Here is a 16,707-nt window from a genome sequence, read left to right as displayed (position 1 = left end):
CCCTGTGCGCCGGGTCTCCTCCACGGCGGTCCGTGGAATTCCAGCACAGTGCAGGACCTCCAACAAGGCCAATGGGTCACCCTGTGTCCATCGTGACACCTGGTGAGGGATCTGTCACGGGGCGTGCGGCCGGATCCGGTGCATAACGGGCAAACGGCAGCGAGGTGCAGGGCGCCGCGGCGTGTCCCAGTCGCCATGATCAGGAGCGGAATGAGCGCTTCAGGTGAAGTATGTCGGCTTTGTCGGAGCGGCGGAGGGGTCTCGATTGTCCGAAATATCTACTAGTCAGTGAGGAAACTCACACGGTGATCATGCCGTCTTCACGAGTTGCCTCGGGAATCGCATGTTTAGCCTGACGCTTTACAGGGATGGTGAATCCGACAACCCGCGCCACGGGGGCGGTTCTTGAGGCCGTCCGGCGCCCGCAACCACGAGGTCACGTACAACAGTGAAGACGACGACGATGTTCCGAAACATAGCCAACCCGCGACGCACCACCCTGGCGCATCTCACCGACGCCGACGAACTGGCGACGCCGCGGCAGGAGCACTCCGTCGACCTCCCTTCCCAGACCGCCAACCCCCGGCGGACCGTCCTCGAGGAGGCCCCGGTCCAGGCCTCCGTCGCGCAGTAGTACGCGCGGCGACCGCGAGCTGCTCAATGCGGGCGGGTCCGGACACGTACGAAGTTCTTCGGCCTCGTCCGGTCATTCGGTGATCAGGTGGCCGCCCACGAGCGTGCGGGCCGCTGTGAAGCACGGTGAAGAGCTGTGAAGGGCCGTCAAGGGTGCCCTGGACGTATCCAAGACGTCCAGGGCGCCCCTTTGTCATGGGCGAGGTCGCGGCCCCCTGCCGCGTTAGCCTGGATCGTCAGACTCCAGCCGGTCTCAAGTGAGGGGCGCAGGGATCCCGTGCGCATTGCCAGATTCTCCATCGACGGGAACGTCGCGTTCGGCGCGGTCGAGGGCGACAAGCCGGACGAGCTCGTCCTCGACATCATCAAGGGCATCCCGTTCGCGGAATTCGAGCTCTCCGGTACGAAGGTCCCGCTGAGCAAGGTCAGGCTGCTGCCGCCCGTGCTGCCCAACAAGGTCGTCGCCTTCGGCCGCAACTACGCCGAGCACGCCAAGGAGCTGGGCAACGACGTGCCCGACGCGCCGTTCGCCTTCTTCAAGCCGTCGACCTCGGTGGCCGGCCCCGGCGACGACATCCAGTACCCGCCCTTCTCCAGCGACCTGCACCACGAGGCCGAACTGGCCGTGGTCATCGGCCGCATGTGCCGCGAGGTCCCGCGCGAGCGCGTGGCGGACGTGATCTTCGGCTACACCTGCGCCAACGACGTCACCGCCCGCGACGTCCAGAAGCGCGAGGAGCAGTGGGCCAGGGCCAAGGGCTTCGACACCTCCTGCCCGCTCGGCCCCTGGGTGGAGACGGACCTGGACCTCGCCGCCGCCTCGGACCTGACCATCCAGTGCACGGTCAACGGCATGCAGCGCCAGCTCGGCCGGACCAGCGAGATGATCCACCCCATCGAGGACCTGATCGTCAACATCACCGAGGCCATGACGCTGCTCCCCGGCGACGTGATCCTCACGGGCACCCCGGCAGGGGTCGGCCCCCTCAGTGCCGGCGACGAGGTCGCCGTCACCATCGAAGGCATCGGCACTCTCACCAACAAGGTAGTCAAGCGTGGCTAGCGCACCCGTCCGCGTACGTTTCTGCCCGTCGCCCACCGGCAACCCCCACGTGGGGCTCGTCCGCACGGCCCTGTTCAACTGGGCGTTCGCCCGGCACCACCAGGGCACCCTGGTCTTCCGCATCGAGGACACCGACGCGGCCCGCGACTCCGAGGAGTCCTACGAGCAGCTCCTGGACTCGATGCGCTGGCTCGGCTTCGACTGGGACGAGGGCCCGGAGATCGGCGGCCCGCACGCCCCGTACCGCCAGTCGCAGCGCATGGACCTCTACAAGGAGATCGCCCAGAAGCTCCTGGACGCCGGCCACGCGTACCGCTGCTACTGCACCACCACCGAGCTGGAGGAGCGCCGCGAGGCCGCCCGCGCCGCCGGCAGGCCCTCCGGCTACGACGGCCACTGCCGCGAGCTGACCGCCGAGCAGGTCGAGCGGTACGAGGCGGAGGGCCGCGCGCCCATCGTCCGCTTCCGCATGCCCGACGAGACGATCACCTTCACGGACCTGGTCCGCGGCGAGCTGACGTTCACCCCGGAGAACGTGCCGGACTACGGCATCGTCCGCGCGAACGGCGCCCCGCTCTACACGCTGGTCAACCCGGTCGACGACGCCCTGATGGAGATCACCCACGTCCTGCGCGGCGAGGACCTGCTCTCCTCCACCCCGCGCCAGATCGCCCTCTACAAGGCGCTGACCGAGCTGGGCATCGCCAAGCAGATCCCCGCCTTCGGCCACCTGCCGTACGTGATGGGCGAGGGCAACAAGAAGCTCTCCAAGCGTGACCCGCAGTCGTCCCTGAACCTCTACCGCGAGCGCGGCTTCCTTCCCGAGGGCCTGCTCAACTACCTGTCACTGCTGGGCTGGTCGCTCGCGGCGGACCGGGACGTCTTCACGACGGACGAGATGGTCGCGGCCTTCGACGTGGCGGACGTGAACCCGAACCCGGCCCGCTTCGACCTGAAGAAGTGCGAGGCGATCAACGCCGACCACATCCGTCTGCTCGACGTGAAGGACTTCACCGAGCGCTGCGCCCCCTGGCTGAAGGCCCCGTTCGCCCCCTGGGCGCCGGAGGACTTCGACGAGGCCAAGTGGCAGGCGATCGCCCCGCACGCGCAGAGCCGTCTGAAGGTCCTTTCCGAGATCACCGACAACGTCGACTTCCTGTTCCTGGCCGAGCCGGTCTTCGACGAGGCGAGCTGGACGAAGGCGATGAAGGAGGGCTCGGACGCGTTGCTGCGCACGGCGCGCGAGAAGCTGGAGTCCGCGGACTGGACCTCGCCGGAGTCCCTGAAGGAGGCCGTCCTGGCCGCGGGCGAGGCCCACGGCCTGAAGCTCGGCAAGGCCCAGGCCCCGGTCCGCGTCGCCGTCACCGGCCGCACGGTCGGCCTGCCCCTCTTCGAGTCCCTGGAGATCCTCGGCAAGGAGAAGACGCTGGCCCGCGTGGACGCGGCGCTGGCGAGGCTGGCCCAGTAGCGGACGCCCGTCAGGGGCGGTACCCGGGCCCCCGGGTGCCGCCCCCGCGCGTTTCCCGGACACGGCCGCTCCGACGAGGTTACGGTCGGGGAATGAGCATCCGCGCCGTGGTCCGGGATGTCGACGACATCCTTTTCGACGCGGCGTCCATCGGGGGGCTACCCCCGAACCCCCGGCCGGTTCGGCGCCAACGTCGGAGTCATGGTGATCAGAGCTGTCGTCCGGGATGTCGACGACATCCTTTTCGACGCGGCGTCCATCGGGGGGCTACCCCCGAACCCCCGGCCGGTTCGGCGCTAACGTCGGAGTCATGGTGATCAGAGCTGTCGTCTGGGACGTCGACGACACCCTTTTCGACTACACGACCGCGGACCGTCTCGGCATGCGGGCCCATCTGGCGGCGGAGGGTCTGCTCGACGGGTACGAGAACGTCGAGTCGGCCATCGCGCGGTGGCGGGAGATCACCGACCTGCAGTGGGCGCGTTTCGCCGCCGGGGAGGTCTCCTTCGAGGGCCAGCGCCGGGACCGCGTACGGGCCTTCCTGGGCGCGGACGTGTCCGACGCCGAGGCCGACGCCTGGTTCGAGCGTTACATCGGTCACTACGAGGCCGTCTGGGCGCTCTTCCCGGACGTGCTCCCCGCCCTGGACGCGCTCGCCGCGAGCCACCGCCACGCCGTGTTGTCGAACTCCAGCATCCACGTGCAGGAACGCAAGCTGCGCATCCTGGGCGTGTGGGACCGCTTCGAGAGCGTCCTGTGCGCCGCCGAGCTGGGGATCTCCAAGCCGGAGGCCGGGGCGTTCCTGGCGGCCTGCGAGGCCCTCGGCCTGGCACCGCACGAGGTGGCGTACGTCGGCGACCACCCGGAGATCGACGGGCGCGGGGCCGCGGAGGCCGGGCTTCGGTCCGTGTGGATCGATCGCGGCGGCGTCTGGGCCGGCGGCGACGTTCCCGCTGGACGCCACCGGATCGCGTCCCTGGAAGAACTTCCCGCGCTCCTCGCTCCGGATAGTCGTTTTGGAGCGCCGTCCACCTTCGGGTAATGTTCTTCCTGCGCCGCCGGAGAGCGGGCCGAAAGGCCGGGACCCGAGGGCGCAAGCTAGAACAAGAACCCCTCAGGGGCTTGCGTTCCAGTGGCCTATGGTGTAATTGGCAGCACGACTGATTCTGGTTCAGTTAGTCTTGGTTCGAGTCCAGGTAGGCCAGCTCGCAGAGCTCATCTGCACTCGCGGAGATCCATTCCGCAAAGCCCCCGTTGTGTAGCGGCCTAGCACGCTGCCCTCTCAAGGCAGTAGCGCCGGTTCGAATCCGGTCGGGGGTACTGATCTCGATCAACTCGGGATCGCTAGGGCCCCCGTTGTGTAGCGGCCTAGCACGCCGCCCTCTCAAGGCGGTAGCGCCGGTTCGAATCCGGTCGGGGGTACTGACTGGTCTAAACCACATTGGTCTATGGTGTAATTGGCAGCACGACTGATTCTGGTTCAGTTAGTCTTGGTTCGAGTCCAGGTAGACCAGCTCGGACCTGCGGAAACGCAGTGTCCACGCTCCCGTTGTGTAGCGGCCTAGCACGCCGCCCTCTCAAGGCGGTAGCGCCGGTTCGAATCCGGTCGGGGGTACGTGATCCGGTGGCCCTCCACGTAGGTGGAGGGCCACCGGCATTTTTTGCTGTGGCGCCACAAGTTCGCACCCACGCAGCCCCGTTCAGGGGCTGATCCCTCCGTGAAGGGCCCGCCGCGGCGTTGAGGCCGGCCCTTCACAGGTGATGCGGGGGAGAGGCGGTTGACGTGCGGGCGTGGCGTCAGCCCGTGCGGCGGAGGGCCTCGGAGAGACGGGCTGCGGCGTCGATGACCGCCTGGGCGTGCATACGGCCCGGGTGGCGGGTCAGACGCTCGATGGGGCCGGAGACCGAGACGGCGGCCACCACGCGGTTGGAGGGGCCGCGGACGGGAGCGGAGACGGACGCGACGCCCGGCTCGCGCTCGCCGATCGACTGGGCCCAGCCCCGGCGCCGTACGCCCGAGAGCGCTGTGGCCGTGAAGCGGGCGCCCTGCAGTCCGCGGTGCAGACGCTCCGGCTCCTCCCAGGCCATCAGGATCTGGGCCGAGGAGCCCGCCTTCATCGTGAGCGTCGAACCGACCGGGACCGTGTCCCGAAGTCCGGACAGGCGCTCCGCCGCGGCGACGCAGATGCGCATGTCGCCCTGGCGGCGGTAGAGCTGCGCGCTCTCGCCCGTGACGTCACGGAGGTGGGTGAGCACCGGGCCCGCCGTGGCGAGGAGGCGGTCCTCGCCGGCGGCCGCGGCCAGCTCGGCCAGGCGCGGGCCGAGGATGAAACGGCCCTGCATGTCGCGTGCCACCATGCGGTGGTGTTCCAGAGCCACGGCCAGCCGGTGGGCCGTGGGTCGTGCCAGTCCGGTCGCCGCGACCAGGCCCGCGAGGGTGGCCGGACCGGACTCCAGAGCGCTCAGGACAAGGGCTGCCTTGTCCAGAACGCCGACGCCGCTACTGTTGTCCATGAAACGATACTCGCGTCTCACTCTGTGAAACGCAAGTTCAATTTTCCGTGGAACGCGCCACCCTGGACAGTCACAGCGGCCCACCGACCAAGGGCCCGGCGGCGGATGCCTGTCACAGGGGGTACGGGCGTCGCCACTCAAGATCTCTAGTTGTGCCGGCGCCGACGCCGGCCGGAGGGAAAGCGATGGGTAGGACACTCGCGGAGAAGGTCTGGGACGACCATGTCGTCCGGCGCGCCGAGGGCGAGCCCGACCTCCTCTTCATCGATCTGCACCTGCTGCACGAGGTGACCAGCCCGCAGGCCTTCGACGGCCTCCGCAAGAGCGGCCGCACCGTGCGCCGCCTCGACCTCACCATCGCGACCGAGGACCACAACACCCCGACCCTCGACATCGACAAGCCCATCGCCGACCCGGTCTCCCGGGTCCAGCTGGAGACGCTGCGCAAGAACTGCGCCGACTTCGGCGTCCGGCTGCACCCGCTGGGCGACGTCGAGCAGGGCGTCGTGCACGTCGTCGGCCCCCAGCTGGGCCTGACCCAGCCGGGCACCACCGTCGTGTGCGGTGACTCCCACACCTCCACGCACGGCGCTTTCGGCGCGCTCGCGTTCGGCATCGGCACCTCCCAGGTGGAGCACGTGCTGGCCACCCAGACGCTGCCCATGTCCCGCCCGAAGACCATGGCGATCACGGTCGAGGGCGAGCTGCCCGAGGGTGTCACCGCCAAGGACCTGATCCTGGCGATCATCGCGAAGATCGGTACGGGCGGCGGTCAGGGCTACATCCTGGAGTACCGCGGCTCCGCCATCGAGAAGCTCTCGATGGAGGCCCGCATGACCATCTGCAACATGTCGATCGAGGCCGGCGCCCGCGCGGGCATGATCGCCCCCGACGAGACCACCTTCGCGTACCTCAAGGGCCGTCCGCACGCCCCCGAGGGTGCCGACTGGGACGCCGCCCTCGAGTACTGGAAGACGCTGCGCACCGACGACGACGCCGAGTTCGACGCCGAGGTCGTCATCAACGCCGACGAACTGTCGCCGTTCGTCACCTGGGGCACCAACCCCGGCCAGGGCGCGCCGCTTTCGGCCTCCGTCCCCGACCCGGCTTCGTACGAGGACGCTTCGGAGCGCCTGGCCGCCGAAAAGGCCCTGGAGTACATGGGGTTGGAGGCGGGTCAGCCGCTGCGCTCCATCAAGGTGGACACCGTCTTCGTAGGTTCGTGCACCAACGGCCGTATTGAGGACCTGCGGGCCGCCGCCGCGATCGTCGAGGGCCGCAAAGTCGCCGACGGCGTACGCATGCTGGTCGTCCCCGGCTCCGCTCGCGTGGGTCTGCAGGCCGTCGACGAGGGCCTGGACCGCGTCTTCAAGGAGGCCGGCGCCGAGTGGCGGCACGCGGGCTGCTCGATGTGCCTGGGCATGAACCCCGACCAGCTGGCCCCCGGTGAGCGCTCCGCGTCCACCTCCAACCGCAACTTCGAGGGCCGGCAGGGCAAGGGCGGCCGTACGCACCTGGTCTCGCCGCAGGTCGCCGCCGCGACGGCCGTCCTGGGCCACCTGGCGTCCCCCGCCGACCTGTCCGACGCCGCCACCGTCACGCCCGCTGGAGTCTGATCAGTCATGGAAGCATTCACCACGCACACCGGCCGGGCCGTCCCGCTGCGCCGCAGCAACGTCGACACCGACCAGATCATCCCTGCCCACTGGCTCAAGAAGGTGACCCGGGACGGGTTCGAGGACGGGCTGTTCGAGGCCTGGCGCAAGGATCCGTCCTTCGTCCTCAACCAGCCCGAGCGGCAGGGCGCCACCGTCCTGGTCGCCGGTCCCGACTTCGGTACGGGCTCCTCGCGCGAGCACGCGGTGTGGGCGCTGCAGAACTACGGCTTCAAGGCCGTGATCTCCTCCCGCTTCGCCGACATCTTCCGCGGCAACTCGCTCAAGAACGGCCTGCTCACGGTCGTCCTGGAGCAGAAGATCGTGGACGCGCTGTGGGAGCTCACGGAGAAGGACGCGACTGCTGAGGTCACTGTGGACCTTGAGGCTCGTGAGGTGCGTGCCGAGGGCATCACCGCCTCCTTCGAGCTGGACGAGAACTCCCGCTGGCGGCTGCTGAACGGGCTGGACGACATCTCCATCACGCTCCAGAACGAGGCCGACATCGCCGCGTACGAGGCGAAGCGCCCCGCGTACAAGCCGCAGACGCTCAAGGTCTGAGAGCGATGCCGGTGAGGGAGCCCCGCAGGAGGGCTCCCGGAGCCCCGTAGAAGGGTCCACCGGCGGTCGCACAAGGCCGAAACCAGCCACCGCAACACCCTCTGTACCCCCAATCGTGGACGGTTGGGGGTACAGCTGTGTCTGCCCCCGGGAGGGGTTCCAGCAGGCCAGGTCCGCGTGGCAACTCCCCTGGTTACAAGGGGGTTTGCCGGGGTACCCGAGCGTTCAGGCCGCGACGTACGGAGGTGCCCGGAAGGCCGCTGGGAGACGGCAGTTGCCCCCTGCGCAGGCGACAACTCGCCCCAGATGGCACAATCTGTGCATGGAACACGACGGCCAACTCGAGCTCTATACGGCAGTCGCGGACCAACTCAAGGAAGCGCACGCAAGGGTGCGCGCATCGCAAGTCCCGGAGGGCGTACGCATGGCGCTGACCCGGAAGCTGCTGGCCATTACGGCCGTGGCCAAGCACGACCTCGCCGACGCGGCAAGGCGTCTGGAGAGCTTCATGAAGGACCTCGACGAGGGTCGGATCCCCGAAGAGGGCCGCTGAGGAACTCCGCGACAGCCCTAGTCCGCTGCGGCACAAGGGTGATTAGCCCGTTTCGTGTTTGATTTGCGGTATATATCTGCCTAACGTGCGAAAAAGCTTGAACTGTTTCGTTCGGGCAATGTCTCCGAAGGGGAAGACGTGAACAAGGCGCAGCTCGTAGAAGCGATTGCGGACAAGCTCGGTGGCCGTCAGCAGGCCGCCGACGCGGTCGACGCCGTGCTGGACGCGATCGTCCGCGCGACGGTCGCCGGTGAACGGGTCTCGGTCACCGGTTTCGGTTCGTTCGAGAAGGTTGATCGTCCGGCCCGTTACGCCCGCAACCCGCAGACGGGTGAGCGGGTTCGGGTCAAGAAGACCTCCGTGCCGCGCTTCCGCGCGGGCCAGGGCTTCAAGGACCTGGTGAGCGGTACCAAGAAGCTGCCGCGCGGCGGCGAGGTCGCGGTGAAGAAGGCGCCCAAGGGCAGCCTGTCCGGCGGCGTTTCGGCGACGGTCAAGAAGGCTGCGGCGAAGAAGACCACCGCGAAGAAGGCGACGGCGAAGAAGGCCCCCGCGAAGACCACGGCGGCCGCGAAGAAGACCACGGCGAAGAAGGCCCCCGCGAAGACCACGGCGGCCGCGAAGAAGACGGCGGCGAAGAAGACCACCGCCAAGAAGGCGACGGCGAAGAAGGCCCCGGCGAAGAAGGCGACGGCCAAGAAGGCGCCCGCCAAGAAGACGGCGGCGCGCAAGACCACCGCCAAGAAGGCCACCACTCGCAGGTAAGTCGAGACACTGGCAGCCGAAACGCAGAAAACCACGCGCCGGGCCGGGCTCCCACGGGGAGCCCGGCCCGCGGCGTGTCCGGGACGCGCCCGGCGGGCTCGCCCGGCTCAGGAGTGCCCGTGCGCCTCAGGAGGGGCGCTGCGCCTCAGAGGGTCTGCAGCGTCACCAGCGTGATCCGGCGGGCCTCGCCCTCACCCTCCGTCTCGATGCGTACGCGCTGGCCGGGCCGCAGCAGCCGCAGGCCGCCCGCGTCGAACGCCGGGGCGTCGAAGGGCACCGGGGTGCCGTCGTCCAGCAGTACCTGGCCGGAGCGGGACTCGGGGTCGTACGTGTACGCGGTCGCCTGCATGAAACGCAGCCTACTGTCCGGGTGTCAGCAGCCGCGCGGCCGCGGCGGCCGTACGGGGACCCACCCCCAGCGCCAGCGCCGCCCGCAGATCGTCGCCGGTGTCCACGTCCTGGCGTACGGAGTCCACCGCGTCGAGGGCGAGCTCCACGGCACCCGAGGCGCGATGGCGGGCGCGGGAGCCGACGCCGAAGGCCGGGAGCAACTCCGCGCCGGGCCGCGCGGCCAGCAGCGTCGTACCCAGAGCCGCGGCGTCCGCGAGGAAGGCGCGCGGGTAACCGGCCGCCGCGTCCAGGACCCGGGCCAGTTCCGCGGGACGCAGAGCCGGCAGGTCGGCGTTCAGGGCCGCCAGGGGCTGGTCGGGCCGTGACGAGCGGACGACCGTCTCCCCGTGCGCCAGAGCGGCGTTCAGGCCCGCTCGGGGAGTGTCGGGGACGATCCGGGCCCCCAGCGCGGCCAGCTCGCGGCACGCCAGGCCGTCATCGGTGACGACCGCCACATCACGGACGGCGGGACAGGCGAGCGCCGCGGCCACCGTGTCCTGCGCGAACGCGAGCGCCAGCCCCGGCCGCACCGCGTCGCCGGCGGCGTCCGAGAGCCTGCTCTTCGCCCGCGTCAGCGGCTTCAGAGGCACGACCAGGGTCCACTGCACGAGCGCTCCGCTCCTGTCTCACCGGGCCTTCGCCCGTTGCTTTGCCGCCGCCCATTCTCACCCCGCCTTTACAAGGGGGCGCCCTGCCGGGGCGTACGGTGTTCTCGACAGACCGTCGGCTTGGGGTCACACTTGTGCGGCTCCCCGGGCCCCCGGCCCAGGTCCTAGAGGAAGGTGTCCGCGTGTCCCGCCGCAGAATCGGCTTCTGGTACCGCTTCGCAGCGGTCCTCTGCAAACCGCCGCTGGTGGTTCTGCTCAAGCGGGACTGGCGCGGAATGGAGAACATTCCGGCCGATGGCGGATTTATCACCGTGGTGAACCACAATTCCCATGTCGACCCCTTCGCCTACGCGCACTTTCAGTACAACACCGGGCGCGTTCCGCGATTCCTCGCGAAGAGCGGGCTTTTCAAGAAGGGATTCGTGGGCGCCGCCATGCGCGGCACCGGGCAGATCCCCGTCTACCGCGAGAGCACGGACGCGCTGAGCGCCTTCCGCGCCGCGATCGCGGCCGTCGAGCGCGGCGAGTGCGTCGCCTTCTACCCCGAGGGCACCCTCACCCGCGACCCCGGCCTGTGGCCCATGACCGGCAAGACGGGCGCCGCGCGGGTCGCGCTGCAGACCCGGTGCCCGGTGATCCCGGTGGCCCAGTGGGGCGCCAACCTGCTGCTGCCGCCGTACGCCAAGAAGCCGGACCTCCTTCCGCGCAAGACCCACCACGTGCTGGCCGGCCCGCCGGTGGACCTGACGCGCTTCTACGACAAGGAGATGACCCCGGAGCTCCTGAAGGAGGCCACCGAGGTCATCATGGCCGCCGTCACCGCGCAACTCGAGACCATCCGCGGTGAGAAGGCGCCCGAGACGCCGTACGACCCGAAGCAGGTGCGCATCGAGCAGCGCCGCCGGGCCGCGCACGGGGAGAAGGCCGAGCAGCAGCACGTCATGGGCAAGCAGGCACAGGAAGAGGGGCAGAGCACGTGAGCAAGCCGGTCAAGGCGGCCGTCTTCGGCACCGGTTCGTGGGGGACGGCGTTCGGGATGGTGCTCGCCGACGCGGGCTGCGACGTCGTCCTGTGGGGGCGGCGCGCGCAGCTCGCGGACACGGTCAACTCCACCCGGACCAACGCCGACTACCTGCCCGGCGTGGAACTCCCGGCGAACCTGCGGGCCACCACGGACGCCGCCGAGGCCGCCGCCGGAGCCGACTTCACCGTCCTCGCCGTCCCCTCGCAGACCCTGCGCGGCAACCTCGCCGCATGGGCGCCCCTGCTGGCCCCCGGCACGGTCCTCGTCTCCCTCATGAAGGGCGTCGAACTCGGTTCCGCCATGCGGATGAGCGAGGTCATCGAGGACGTCGCCAAGGTCGGCCAGGACCGCGTCGCCGTGGTCACCGGACCCAACCTCGCCCGGGAGATCGCCGCCCGCATGCCGGCCGCCTCCGTGGTCGCCTGCGCCGACGAGATCGTCGCCAAGCGCATCCAGGCCGCCTGCCACACGCCGTACTTCCGCCCGTACACCAACACCGACGTGGTCGGCTGCGAGCTCGGCGGCGCCGTGAAGAACGTCATCGGCCTCGCCGTCGGTATCGCGGACGGCATGGGCCTCGGCGACAACGCCAAGGGCTCGCTCATCACGCGCGGCCTCGCCGAGACCACCCGGCTGGGCCTGGCGATGGGCGCCGACCCGCTGACGTTCTCCGGCCTCGCCGGACTGGGCGACCTGGTGGCCACCTGCTCCTCGCCCCTGTCCCGCAACCACACCTTCGGCACCAACCTCGGCAAGGGCATGACCCTGCAGGAGACCATCGCGGTCACCAAGCAGACCGCCGAGGGCGTCAAGTCCTGCGAGTCCGTACTGGACTTGGCGCGCCGCCACGGCGTCGACATGCCGATCACCGAGACCGTCGTCGGCATCGTCCACGAGGGCAAGCCGCCCGTCGTCGCCCTCAAGGAACTGATGTCGCGCAGCGCCAAGCCGGAGCGCCACTGAGGCACGACGCTCAGCGACGACTGGGGGAACTCGCCGCGGGCGGGCCCGTGGGGCACTGACGAGCCGCACTACCTACGGGTACGCTCATCGCGATATGAGCACCGAGAACCTCCCCCAGAGCCCTGGCCAGCCGCCCCGCAAACCGCGCGTGGCCGTCGTCTTCGGCGGCCGCAGCTCCGAACACGGGATCTCCATGGTCACCGCCGGCGCCGTCCTGCGCGCCATCGACCGGACGAAGTACGACGTCCTGCCGATCGGCATCACCCGGGACGGCCGCTGGGTGCTCACGGCGGACGACCCGGACCGCATGTCGATCACCGAACGCCGCACGCCCGAGGTCGAGCAGCTCGCCGAGTCCGCCGAGGGCGGCGTGATCCTCTCCGTCGACCCGGCGAACCGCGAAGTCGTCTACAGCGAGCCCGGATCGGTTCCCAAGGCGCTGGGCGAGGTCGACGTCGTCTTTCCCGTGCTGCACGGCCCGTACGGCGAGGACGGCACCCTCCAGGGCCTCCTGGAGCTCTCCGGGGTCCCGTACGTCGGCTCCGGCGTCCTCGCCTCGTCCGTCGGCCAGGACAAGGAGTACATGAAGCGGGTGTTCACCTCCTTCGGGCTCAAGGTCGGCCCGTACGTGGTGATCCGTCCGCGCGAGTGGGAGCGCGACGAGCCCGCGGCCCGCAAGAAGATCATCGACTTCGCGGGGGAGCACGGCTGGCCCCTCTTCGTGAAGCCCGCCCGCGCGGGGTCCTCGATCGGCATCACCAAGGTCGACGACCTGTCCGGCCTCGACGAGGCGATCGCGGCCGCCCAGCAGCACGACCCGAAGATCCTCGTCGAGGCGGCGGTGCGGGGCCGCGAGATCGAGTGCGGCGTCCTGGAGTTCGAGGACGGTCCGCGCGCCTCGGTGCCCTCCGAGATCCCGTCGCCCGACACCCACGCGTACTACGACTTCGAGGCCAAGTACATCGACTCGACCCCCGGCATCGTGCCCGCCCCGCTCACCGAGGAGCAGACCGCCGAGGTGCAGCGACTCGCGGTGGAGGCCTTCGAGGCCGCCTCCTGTGAAGGTCTCGTCCGTGCGGACTTCTTCCTCGGTGAGGACGGCGAGTTCGTGATCAACGAGATCAACACCATGCCCGGCATGACGCCGATCTCCATGTACCCGGCGATGTGGCAGGCGAGCGGGATCAGCTACCCGGAGCTGGTGGACCGGCTGGTGCAGGCCGCTCTGCGGAGGTCGACCGGACTACGGTGAGCCGCGCCCCTGAGGGGCGCGGGGCTGTGTCTAACATGCGGCTCCGCCGCGATGGGGGTCCCCTCCGCTCGAGCGAAGCCGAGAGTGGGGGAGCGACCAGCCACAATGGACCCGCAGCGCTGAGACGACCCGTCCCACAACGGCGCTCGATCCGGCTCACCCAGCGGCGCGCTCAGTCCGCGATGCCCACCGGTATCGCCTTCTTGATCGCGCCCGCCAGATCGATCAGCGCAGCCGAGCTGTCGCGCCCCTTCGCCACGGTGATCTCCACGTACGCGGTGCGGTTCGCGCAGGTGAAGCGGTACGAACCGTCGTCCCGCTTTTCCATCAGCCAGTCAACGCCGTTCACGCCCCCGGCCACCGCGTCCGGGTCGGCGCCCTTGGCCACCTTGGGGTCGACCATCTTGGGCGGCCGCTCGACACCGCAGCGCAGTATGATCACCGAGCCTCCCCAGCCCGCGGTCAGCGCCGACCGGGGCTCGGGATCCTCGCGGCTCAGGCCGTCCACCTTGCCCGGAAGCGCCTCGTCCAGGTTTCGGCACAGCCCGGAGACCTTCGCGTCCGGGCTGGGAACCGCGGCCGAGTCGCTGTCGTCGCTTGAGGAACACCCCGCTGTGACGAGCAGCAGGGCCAGGACGGGCACCCCCGCAAGGGTGCGGTGCCGGTAACGGAAGATGTCCACCGGCCACAGGGTAGACGGGGGCTAGAGGTGCACGACCGGGCAGGTCAGGGTGCGGGTGATGCCGTCCACTTGCTGGACCTTCGCGACCACCATGCGGCCGAGATCGTCGACTGTGTCGGCCTGCGCGCGCACGATCACGTCATAGGGTCCTGTCACGTCCTCGGCCTGGATGACCCCAGGGATCTTGCTGATCGTCTCGGCGACGGTCGACGCCTTGCCGACCTCCGTCTGGATCAGGATGTACGCCTGTACCACGGAACCTCCAGGGCGGCCACGAGGATCATGGGAAAAGGAACGCCACGGTATCGCGTCGTCGCTCACCACGGGGAGACCCGTGGGGGCGGTGGCGCGCACATAGGGGCGCACGCACGGCACCGTACGCACGACACTGGTTGGCGGTCGACCCGACCGTACCGAGGAGCATGCCCGCCCGCGACCGGGCGACAATCGTTGAAAGGACCAGGTGAGACACGGTGAAGGGAACCGTGGGCGAGCTCGGGGAGTTCGGGCTGATCAGGGAGCTCACCTCGCGGCTCACCACCACCCCGGCGGTCCGGGTCGGCCCCGGCGACGACGCCGCCGTGGTGGCCGCACCCGACCGCAGGGTCGTGGCGAGCACCGACATCCTCCTGGAGGGACGGCACTTCCGCCGCGACTGGTCCACGGCGTACGACGTCGGGCGCAAGGCGGCGGCGCAGAACCTCGCCGACATCGCGGCCATGGGCGCCGTACCCACCGCCCTGCTGCTCGGGCTGGTCGTTCCCGCCGAGCTCCCGGCCACCTGGCCGTCCGAGCTGATGGACGGGCTGCGCGACGAGTGCCAGGTGGCGGGCGCGGCCGTGGTCGGCGGTGACGTCGTACGCGGCGACACGATCACGGTCTCGATCACCGCGCTCGGCGATCTGCGGGGCCACGAGCCCGTGACCCGGGCCGGCGCGCAGCCCGGGGACGTGGTGGCCGTGACCGGCTGGCTGGGCTGGTCCGCCGCCGGGCACGCCGTGCTGTCGCGCGGTTTCCGTTCGCCCCGTGCCTTCGTGGAGGCCCACCGGCGCCCCGAGCCGCCGTACCACGCGGGACCCGCGGCGGCCGGGCTGGGCGCGACCGCGATGTGCGACGTGAGCGACGGGCTGATCGCCGACCTGGGGCACATCGCGGAGGCCAGCAAGGTCAGGATCGACGTCCGCTCGGGCGCGATCGACATCCCGACGCAGATGAACGACATCGGGCAGGCCGTGGGCGTCGACCCCATCCAGTGGGTGCTGACCGGGGGAGAGGACCACGCGATCGTGGCGACCTTCCCGCCCGACGTGAAGCTGCCCGCCCGCTGGAAGGTGATCGGCGAGGTGCTCAACCCCTCGGCGCTGCCGCAGGTGACCGTCGACGGGGCGCCGTGGACGAAGAAGGGCGGCTGGGACCACTTCGGGGACGTGGAGTCATGAGCGCCGCAACCGCCGGGCGGGGTGCCGTGCCCCGCGTGCTGACGGTCGCGGGCTCCGACTCCGGGGGCGGGGCCGGCATCCAGGCCGACCTGAAGACGATGCTCGCCCTGGGCACGCACGGCATGAGCGTGGTCACGGCGGTCACCGCCCAGAACTCCCTCGGCGTACAGGGCGCTTGGGAACTGCCCGTGGAGGCGGTGCGGGCCCAGTACCGCAGCGTCGTCGACGACATCGGCGTGGCCGCGGTCAAGACCGGCATGCTCGCCTCGGCCGGACTCGTCGAGGCGGTGGCCGAGTTGATCGGCGGCACGGACGCGCCGGCCGTCGTCGACCCGGTGGGCGTGTCGAAGCACGGGGATCCGCTGCTGGCGGCCTCCGCGCTGGACTCCGTCCGCACCAAGCTGCTGCCGGTCGCCACGGTGGCGACACCGAACCTGGACGAGGTGGCCCAACTCACGGGGGTCCGGGTCGAGTCGGAGGACGGCCTCAGGCGGGCCGCGGCGGCCGTCCTGGCGTACGGCCCGGCGTGGGTACTGATCAAGGGCGGGCATCTGCCCGGGGACGCCGTGGACCTGCTGACCGACGGCTCCGAGGAGCACTGGCTGCGCGCCCCGCGCCACGACAACCGGCACACCCACGGCACGGGCTGCACGCTGGCGTCGGCGATCGCCTGCGGGCTGGCCAAGGGGAAGACCGTCCCGGACGCGGTGGCTGCGGCCAAGGAGTACGTGACGGGAGCGATCGCCGCGGGGTTCTCGCTCGGGAGCGGGATCGGACCGGTGGATCACGGATGGCGGTTCGCGGCCGGGGAGTAGGTACGCCGGGGCTCGCGCACACCAAAAAGCCGGTCCACTCTCCGGTGGACCGGCTTCGTGCAGCGAACCAGGCAGTGGCCGCGCGCTAGCTGAGCGTCAGCGCGAGACCTTGCCGGCCTTGATGCACGAGGTGCAGGCGTTCACGCGCTTCGGCGTCCCGCCGACCACGGTACGCACACGCTGGATGTTCGGGTTCCAGCGGCGGGACGTACGGCGGTGCGAGTGCGAGATGTTGTTGCCGAAGCCCGGCCCCTTGCCGCAGACGTCGCAGTTGGCAGCCACGGGTCACTCCAAAGACTTCAGATGCACTTACGGTGGATCCCGG

The 16,707-nt window shown here is 70.0% G+C and carries 19 protein-coding genes and 5 tRNA genes; 18 read left to right on the top strand and 6 right to left on the bottom strand.

Going from position 1 to position 16,707, the window contains the following annotated elements; all coding sequences use genetic code 11:
* The first annotated feature begins 448 nt into the window (after positions 1-448).
* The 9 genes from ACZ49J_RS18260 to ACZ49J_RS18220 all read left to right on the top strand — a co-directional run bounded on the left by ACZ49J_RS18260 (position 449) and on the right by ACZ49J_RS18220 (position 4,779).
* Complete coding sequence (locus ACZ49J_RS18260) at positions 449-634, top strand: hypothetical protein (protein ID WP_467449152.1); 186 nt, start codon at positions 449-451, stop codon at positions 632-634.
* Positions 635-910: 276 nt separating this feature from the next.
* Positions 911-1,696, top strand: coding sequence for a fumarylacetoacetate hydrolase family protein (locus ACZ49J_RS18255; RefSeq protein ID WP_467449151.1), 786 nt, complete (start codon positions 911-913; stop codon positions 1,694-1,696).
* Positions 1,689-3,164 (top strand): glutamate--tRNA ligase, encoded by a 1,476-nt coding sequence (gene gltX, locus ACZ49J_RS18250; protein WP_467449150.1) that lies wholly within the window; start codon positions 1,689-1,691, stop codon positions 3,162-3,164. Before ACZ49J_RS18255 ends, gltX begins: the two co-directional genes overlap by 8 nt.
* Positions 3,165-3,474: 310 nt before the next feature.
* Entirely contained in the window at positions 3,475-4,206 is a 732-nt protein-coding gene (locus tag ACZ49J_RS18245; RefSeq protein ID WP_467449149.1) for an HAD family hydrolase, read from the top strand.
* Between the two features lie 91 nt (positions 4,207-4,297).
* Positions 4,298-4,369: transfer RNA gene (locus tag ACZ49J_RS18240), tRNA-Gln, on the top strand.
* A gap of 42 nt (positions 4,370-4,411) precedes the next feature.
* Positions 4,412-4,484, top strand: a tRNA-Glu gene (locus ACZ49J_RS18235).
* A 29-nt stretch (positions 4,485-4,513) separates the two neighbouring features.
* A tRNA-Glu gene (locus ACZ49J_RS18230) sits at positions 4,514-4,586 on the top strand.
* Positions 4,587-4,606: 20 nt separating this feature from the next.
* A tRNA-Gln gene (locus tag ACZ49J_RS18225) sits at positions 4,607-4,678 on the top strand.
* A gap of 28 nt (positions 4,679-4,706) precedes the next feature.
* Positions 4,707-4,779, top strand: a tRNA-Glu gene (locus ACZ49J_RS18220).
* Between the two features lie 182 nt (positions 4,780-4,961).
* Here ACZ49J_RS18220 and ndgR read toward each other — a convergent pair.
* Positions 4,962-5,678, bottom strand: a complete 717-nt coding sequence (gene ndgR / locus ACZ49J_RS18215; protein WP_015036427.1) for an IclR family transcriptional regulator NdgR — start codon at positions 5,676-5,678, stop codon at positions 4,962-4,964.
* A 185-nt stretch (positions 5,679-5,863) separates the two neighbouring features.
* On the opposite strand from ndgR, the gene leuC reads away from it, so the two are divergent.
* From leuC to ACZ49J_RS18195, 4 genes are all read left to right on the top strand, one after another.
* Positions 5,864-7,294, top strand: a complete 1,431-nt coding sequence (gene leuC / locus ACZ49J_RS18210) for a 3-isopropylmalate dehydratase large subunit (RefSeq protein WP_467449148.1) — start codon at positions 5,864-5,866, stop codon at positions 7,292-7,294.
* Positions 7,295-7,300: 6 nt separating this feature from the next.
* Positions 7,301-7,894 (top strand): 3-isopropylmalate dehydratase small subunit, encoded by a 594-nt coding sequence (gene leuD / locus ACZ49J_RS18205; protein WP_467449147.1) that lies wholly within the window; start codon positions 7,301-7,303, stop codon positions 7,892-7,894.
* Positions 7,895-8,216: 322 nt separating this feature from the next.
* Entirely contained in the window at positions 8,217-8,447 is a 231-nt protein-coding gene (locus ACZ49J_RS18200; protein ID WP_467449146.1) for an SCO5555 family protein, read from the top strand.
* Between the two features lie 138 nt (positions 8,448-8,585).
* Positions 8,586-9,209 carry an HU family DNA-binding protein gene (locus tag ACZ49J_RS18195; RefSeq protein WP_468349437.1) on the top strand — a complete coding sequence of 208 codons (624 nt, stop codon included), beginning with the start codon at positions 8,586-8,588 and terminating at the stop codon, positions 9,207-9,209.
* A 145-nt stretch (positions 9,210-9,354) separates the two neighbouring features.
* Here ACZ49J_RS18195 and ACZ49J_RS18190 read toward each other — a convergent pair whose 3' ends face one another.
* Positions 9,355-9,558, bottom strand: a complete 204-nt coding sequence (locus ACZ49J_RS18190) for a hypothetical protein (protein ID WP_467449144.1) — start codon at positions 9,556-9,558, stop codon at positions 9,355-9,357.
* A 10-nt stretch (positions 9,559-9,568) separates the two neighbouring features.
* Positions 9,569-10,207: a 2-phospho-L-lactate guanylyltransferase gene (gene cofC / locus ACZ49J_RS18185; protein ID WP_467449142.1), complete on the bottom strand. Its 639-nt coding sequence runs from the start codon at positions 10,205-10,207 to the stop codon at positions 9,569-9,571.
* Between the two features lie 182 nt (positions 10,208-10,389).
* Here cofC and ACZ49J_RS18180 point away from each other — a divergent pair, with 182 nt between their 5' ends.
* The 3 genes from ACZ49J_RS18180 (at position 10,390) to ACZ49J_RS18170 (ending at position 13,446) form a co-directional block, all read left to right on the top strand.
* Complete coding sequence (locus ACZ49J_RS18180) at positions 10,390-11,187, top strand: lysophospholipid acyltransferase family protein (protein WP_467449141.1); 798 nt, start codon at positions 10,390-10,392, stop codon at positions 11,185-11,187.
* A complete protein-coding gene (locus ACZ49J_RS18175) occupies positions 11,184-12,194 on the top strand; it encodes an NAD(P)H-dependent glycerol-3-phosphate dehydrogenase (protein WP_467449140.1) in 1,011 nt (336 codons plus the stop codon). Before ACZ49J_RS18180 ends, ACZ49J_RS18175 begins: the two co-directional genes overlap by 4 nt.
* A gap of 94 nt (positions 12,195-12,288) precedes the next feature.
* Positions 12,289-13,446, top strand: a complete 1,158-nt coding sequence (locus tag ACZ49J_RS18170) for a D-alanine--D-alanine ligase family protein (RefSeq protein WP_467449138.1) — start codon at positions 12,289-12,291, stop codon at positions 13,444-13,446.
* 172 nt (positions 13,447-13,618) lie between these two features.
* Here the strand turns inward: ACZ49J_RS18170 and ACZ49J_RS18165 are convergent, their stop codons facing one another.
* Together ACZ49J_RS18165 and ACZ49J_RS18160 are read right to left on the bottom strand one after the other, a co-directional pair.
* On the bottom strand, positions 13,619-14,128 hold the full coding sequence (locus tag ACZ49J_RS18165) for a DUF3515 domain-containing protein (RefSeq protein WP_467449137.1): 510 nt from the start codon (positions 14,126-14,128) through the stop codon (positions 13,619-13,621).
* A gap of 21 nt (positions 14,129-14,149) precedes the next feature.
* Positions 14,150-14,383, bottom strand: coding sequence for an Lrp/AsnC family transcriptional regulator (locus tag ACZ49J_RS18160; RefSeq protein WP_003997603.1), 234 nt, complete (start codon positions 14,381-14,383; stop codon positions 14,150-14,152).
* Positions 14,384-14,601: 218 nt separating this feature from the next.
* On the opposite strand from ACZ49J_RS18160, the gene ACZ49J_RS18155 reads away from it, so the two are divergent.
* Together ACZ49J_RS18155 and thiD are read left to right on the top strand one after the other, a co-directional pair.
* The gene (locus ACZ49J_RS18155; protein ID WP_467449136.1) at positions 14,602-15,567 is read left to right on the top strand and encodes a thiamine-phosphate kinase; all 966 of its coding nucleotides are present in this window, start codon (positions 14,602-14,604) and stop codon (positions 15,565-15,567) included.
* Positions 15,564-16,382 (top strand): bifunctional hydroxymethylpyrimidine kinase/phosphomethylpyrimidine kinase, encoded by an 819-nt coding sequence (thiD, locus tag ACZ49J_RS18150; protein ID WP_467449134.1) that lies wholly within the window; start codon positions 15,564-15,566, stop codon positions 16,380-16,382. Before ACZ49J_RS18155 ends, thiD begins: the two co-directional genes overlap by 4 nt.
* Positions 16,383-16,478: 96 nt before the next feature.
* Here the strand turns inward: thiD and rpmB are convergent, their stop codons facing one another.
* Positions 16,479-16,664: a 50S ribosomal protein L28 gene (gene rpmB / locus ACZ49J_RS18145; RefSeq protein WP_003993230.1), complete on the bottom strand. Its 186-nt coding sequence runs from the start codon at positions 16,662-16,664 to the stop codon at positions 16,479-16,481.
* Positions 16,665-16,707: the final 43 nt, after the last annotated feature.

It is taken from the genome of Streptomyces sp. NPDC030840 (assembly GCF_055572015.1).
The sequence above is the reverse complement of the archived record's forward strand: the minus strand, read 5'-3'. Positions and strand labels throughout refer to the sequence as shown.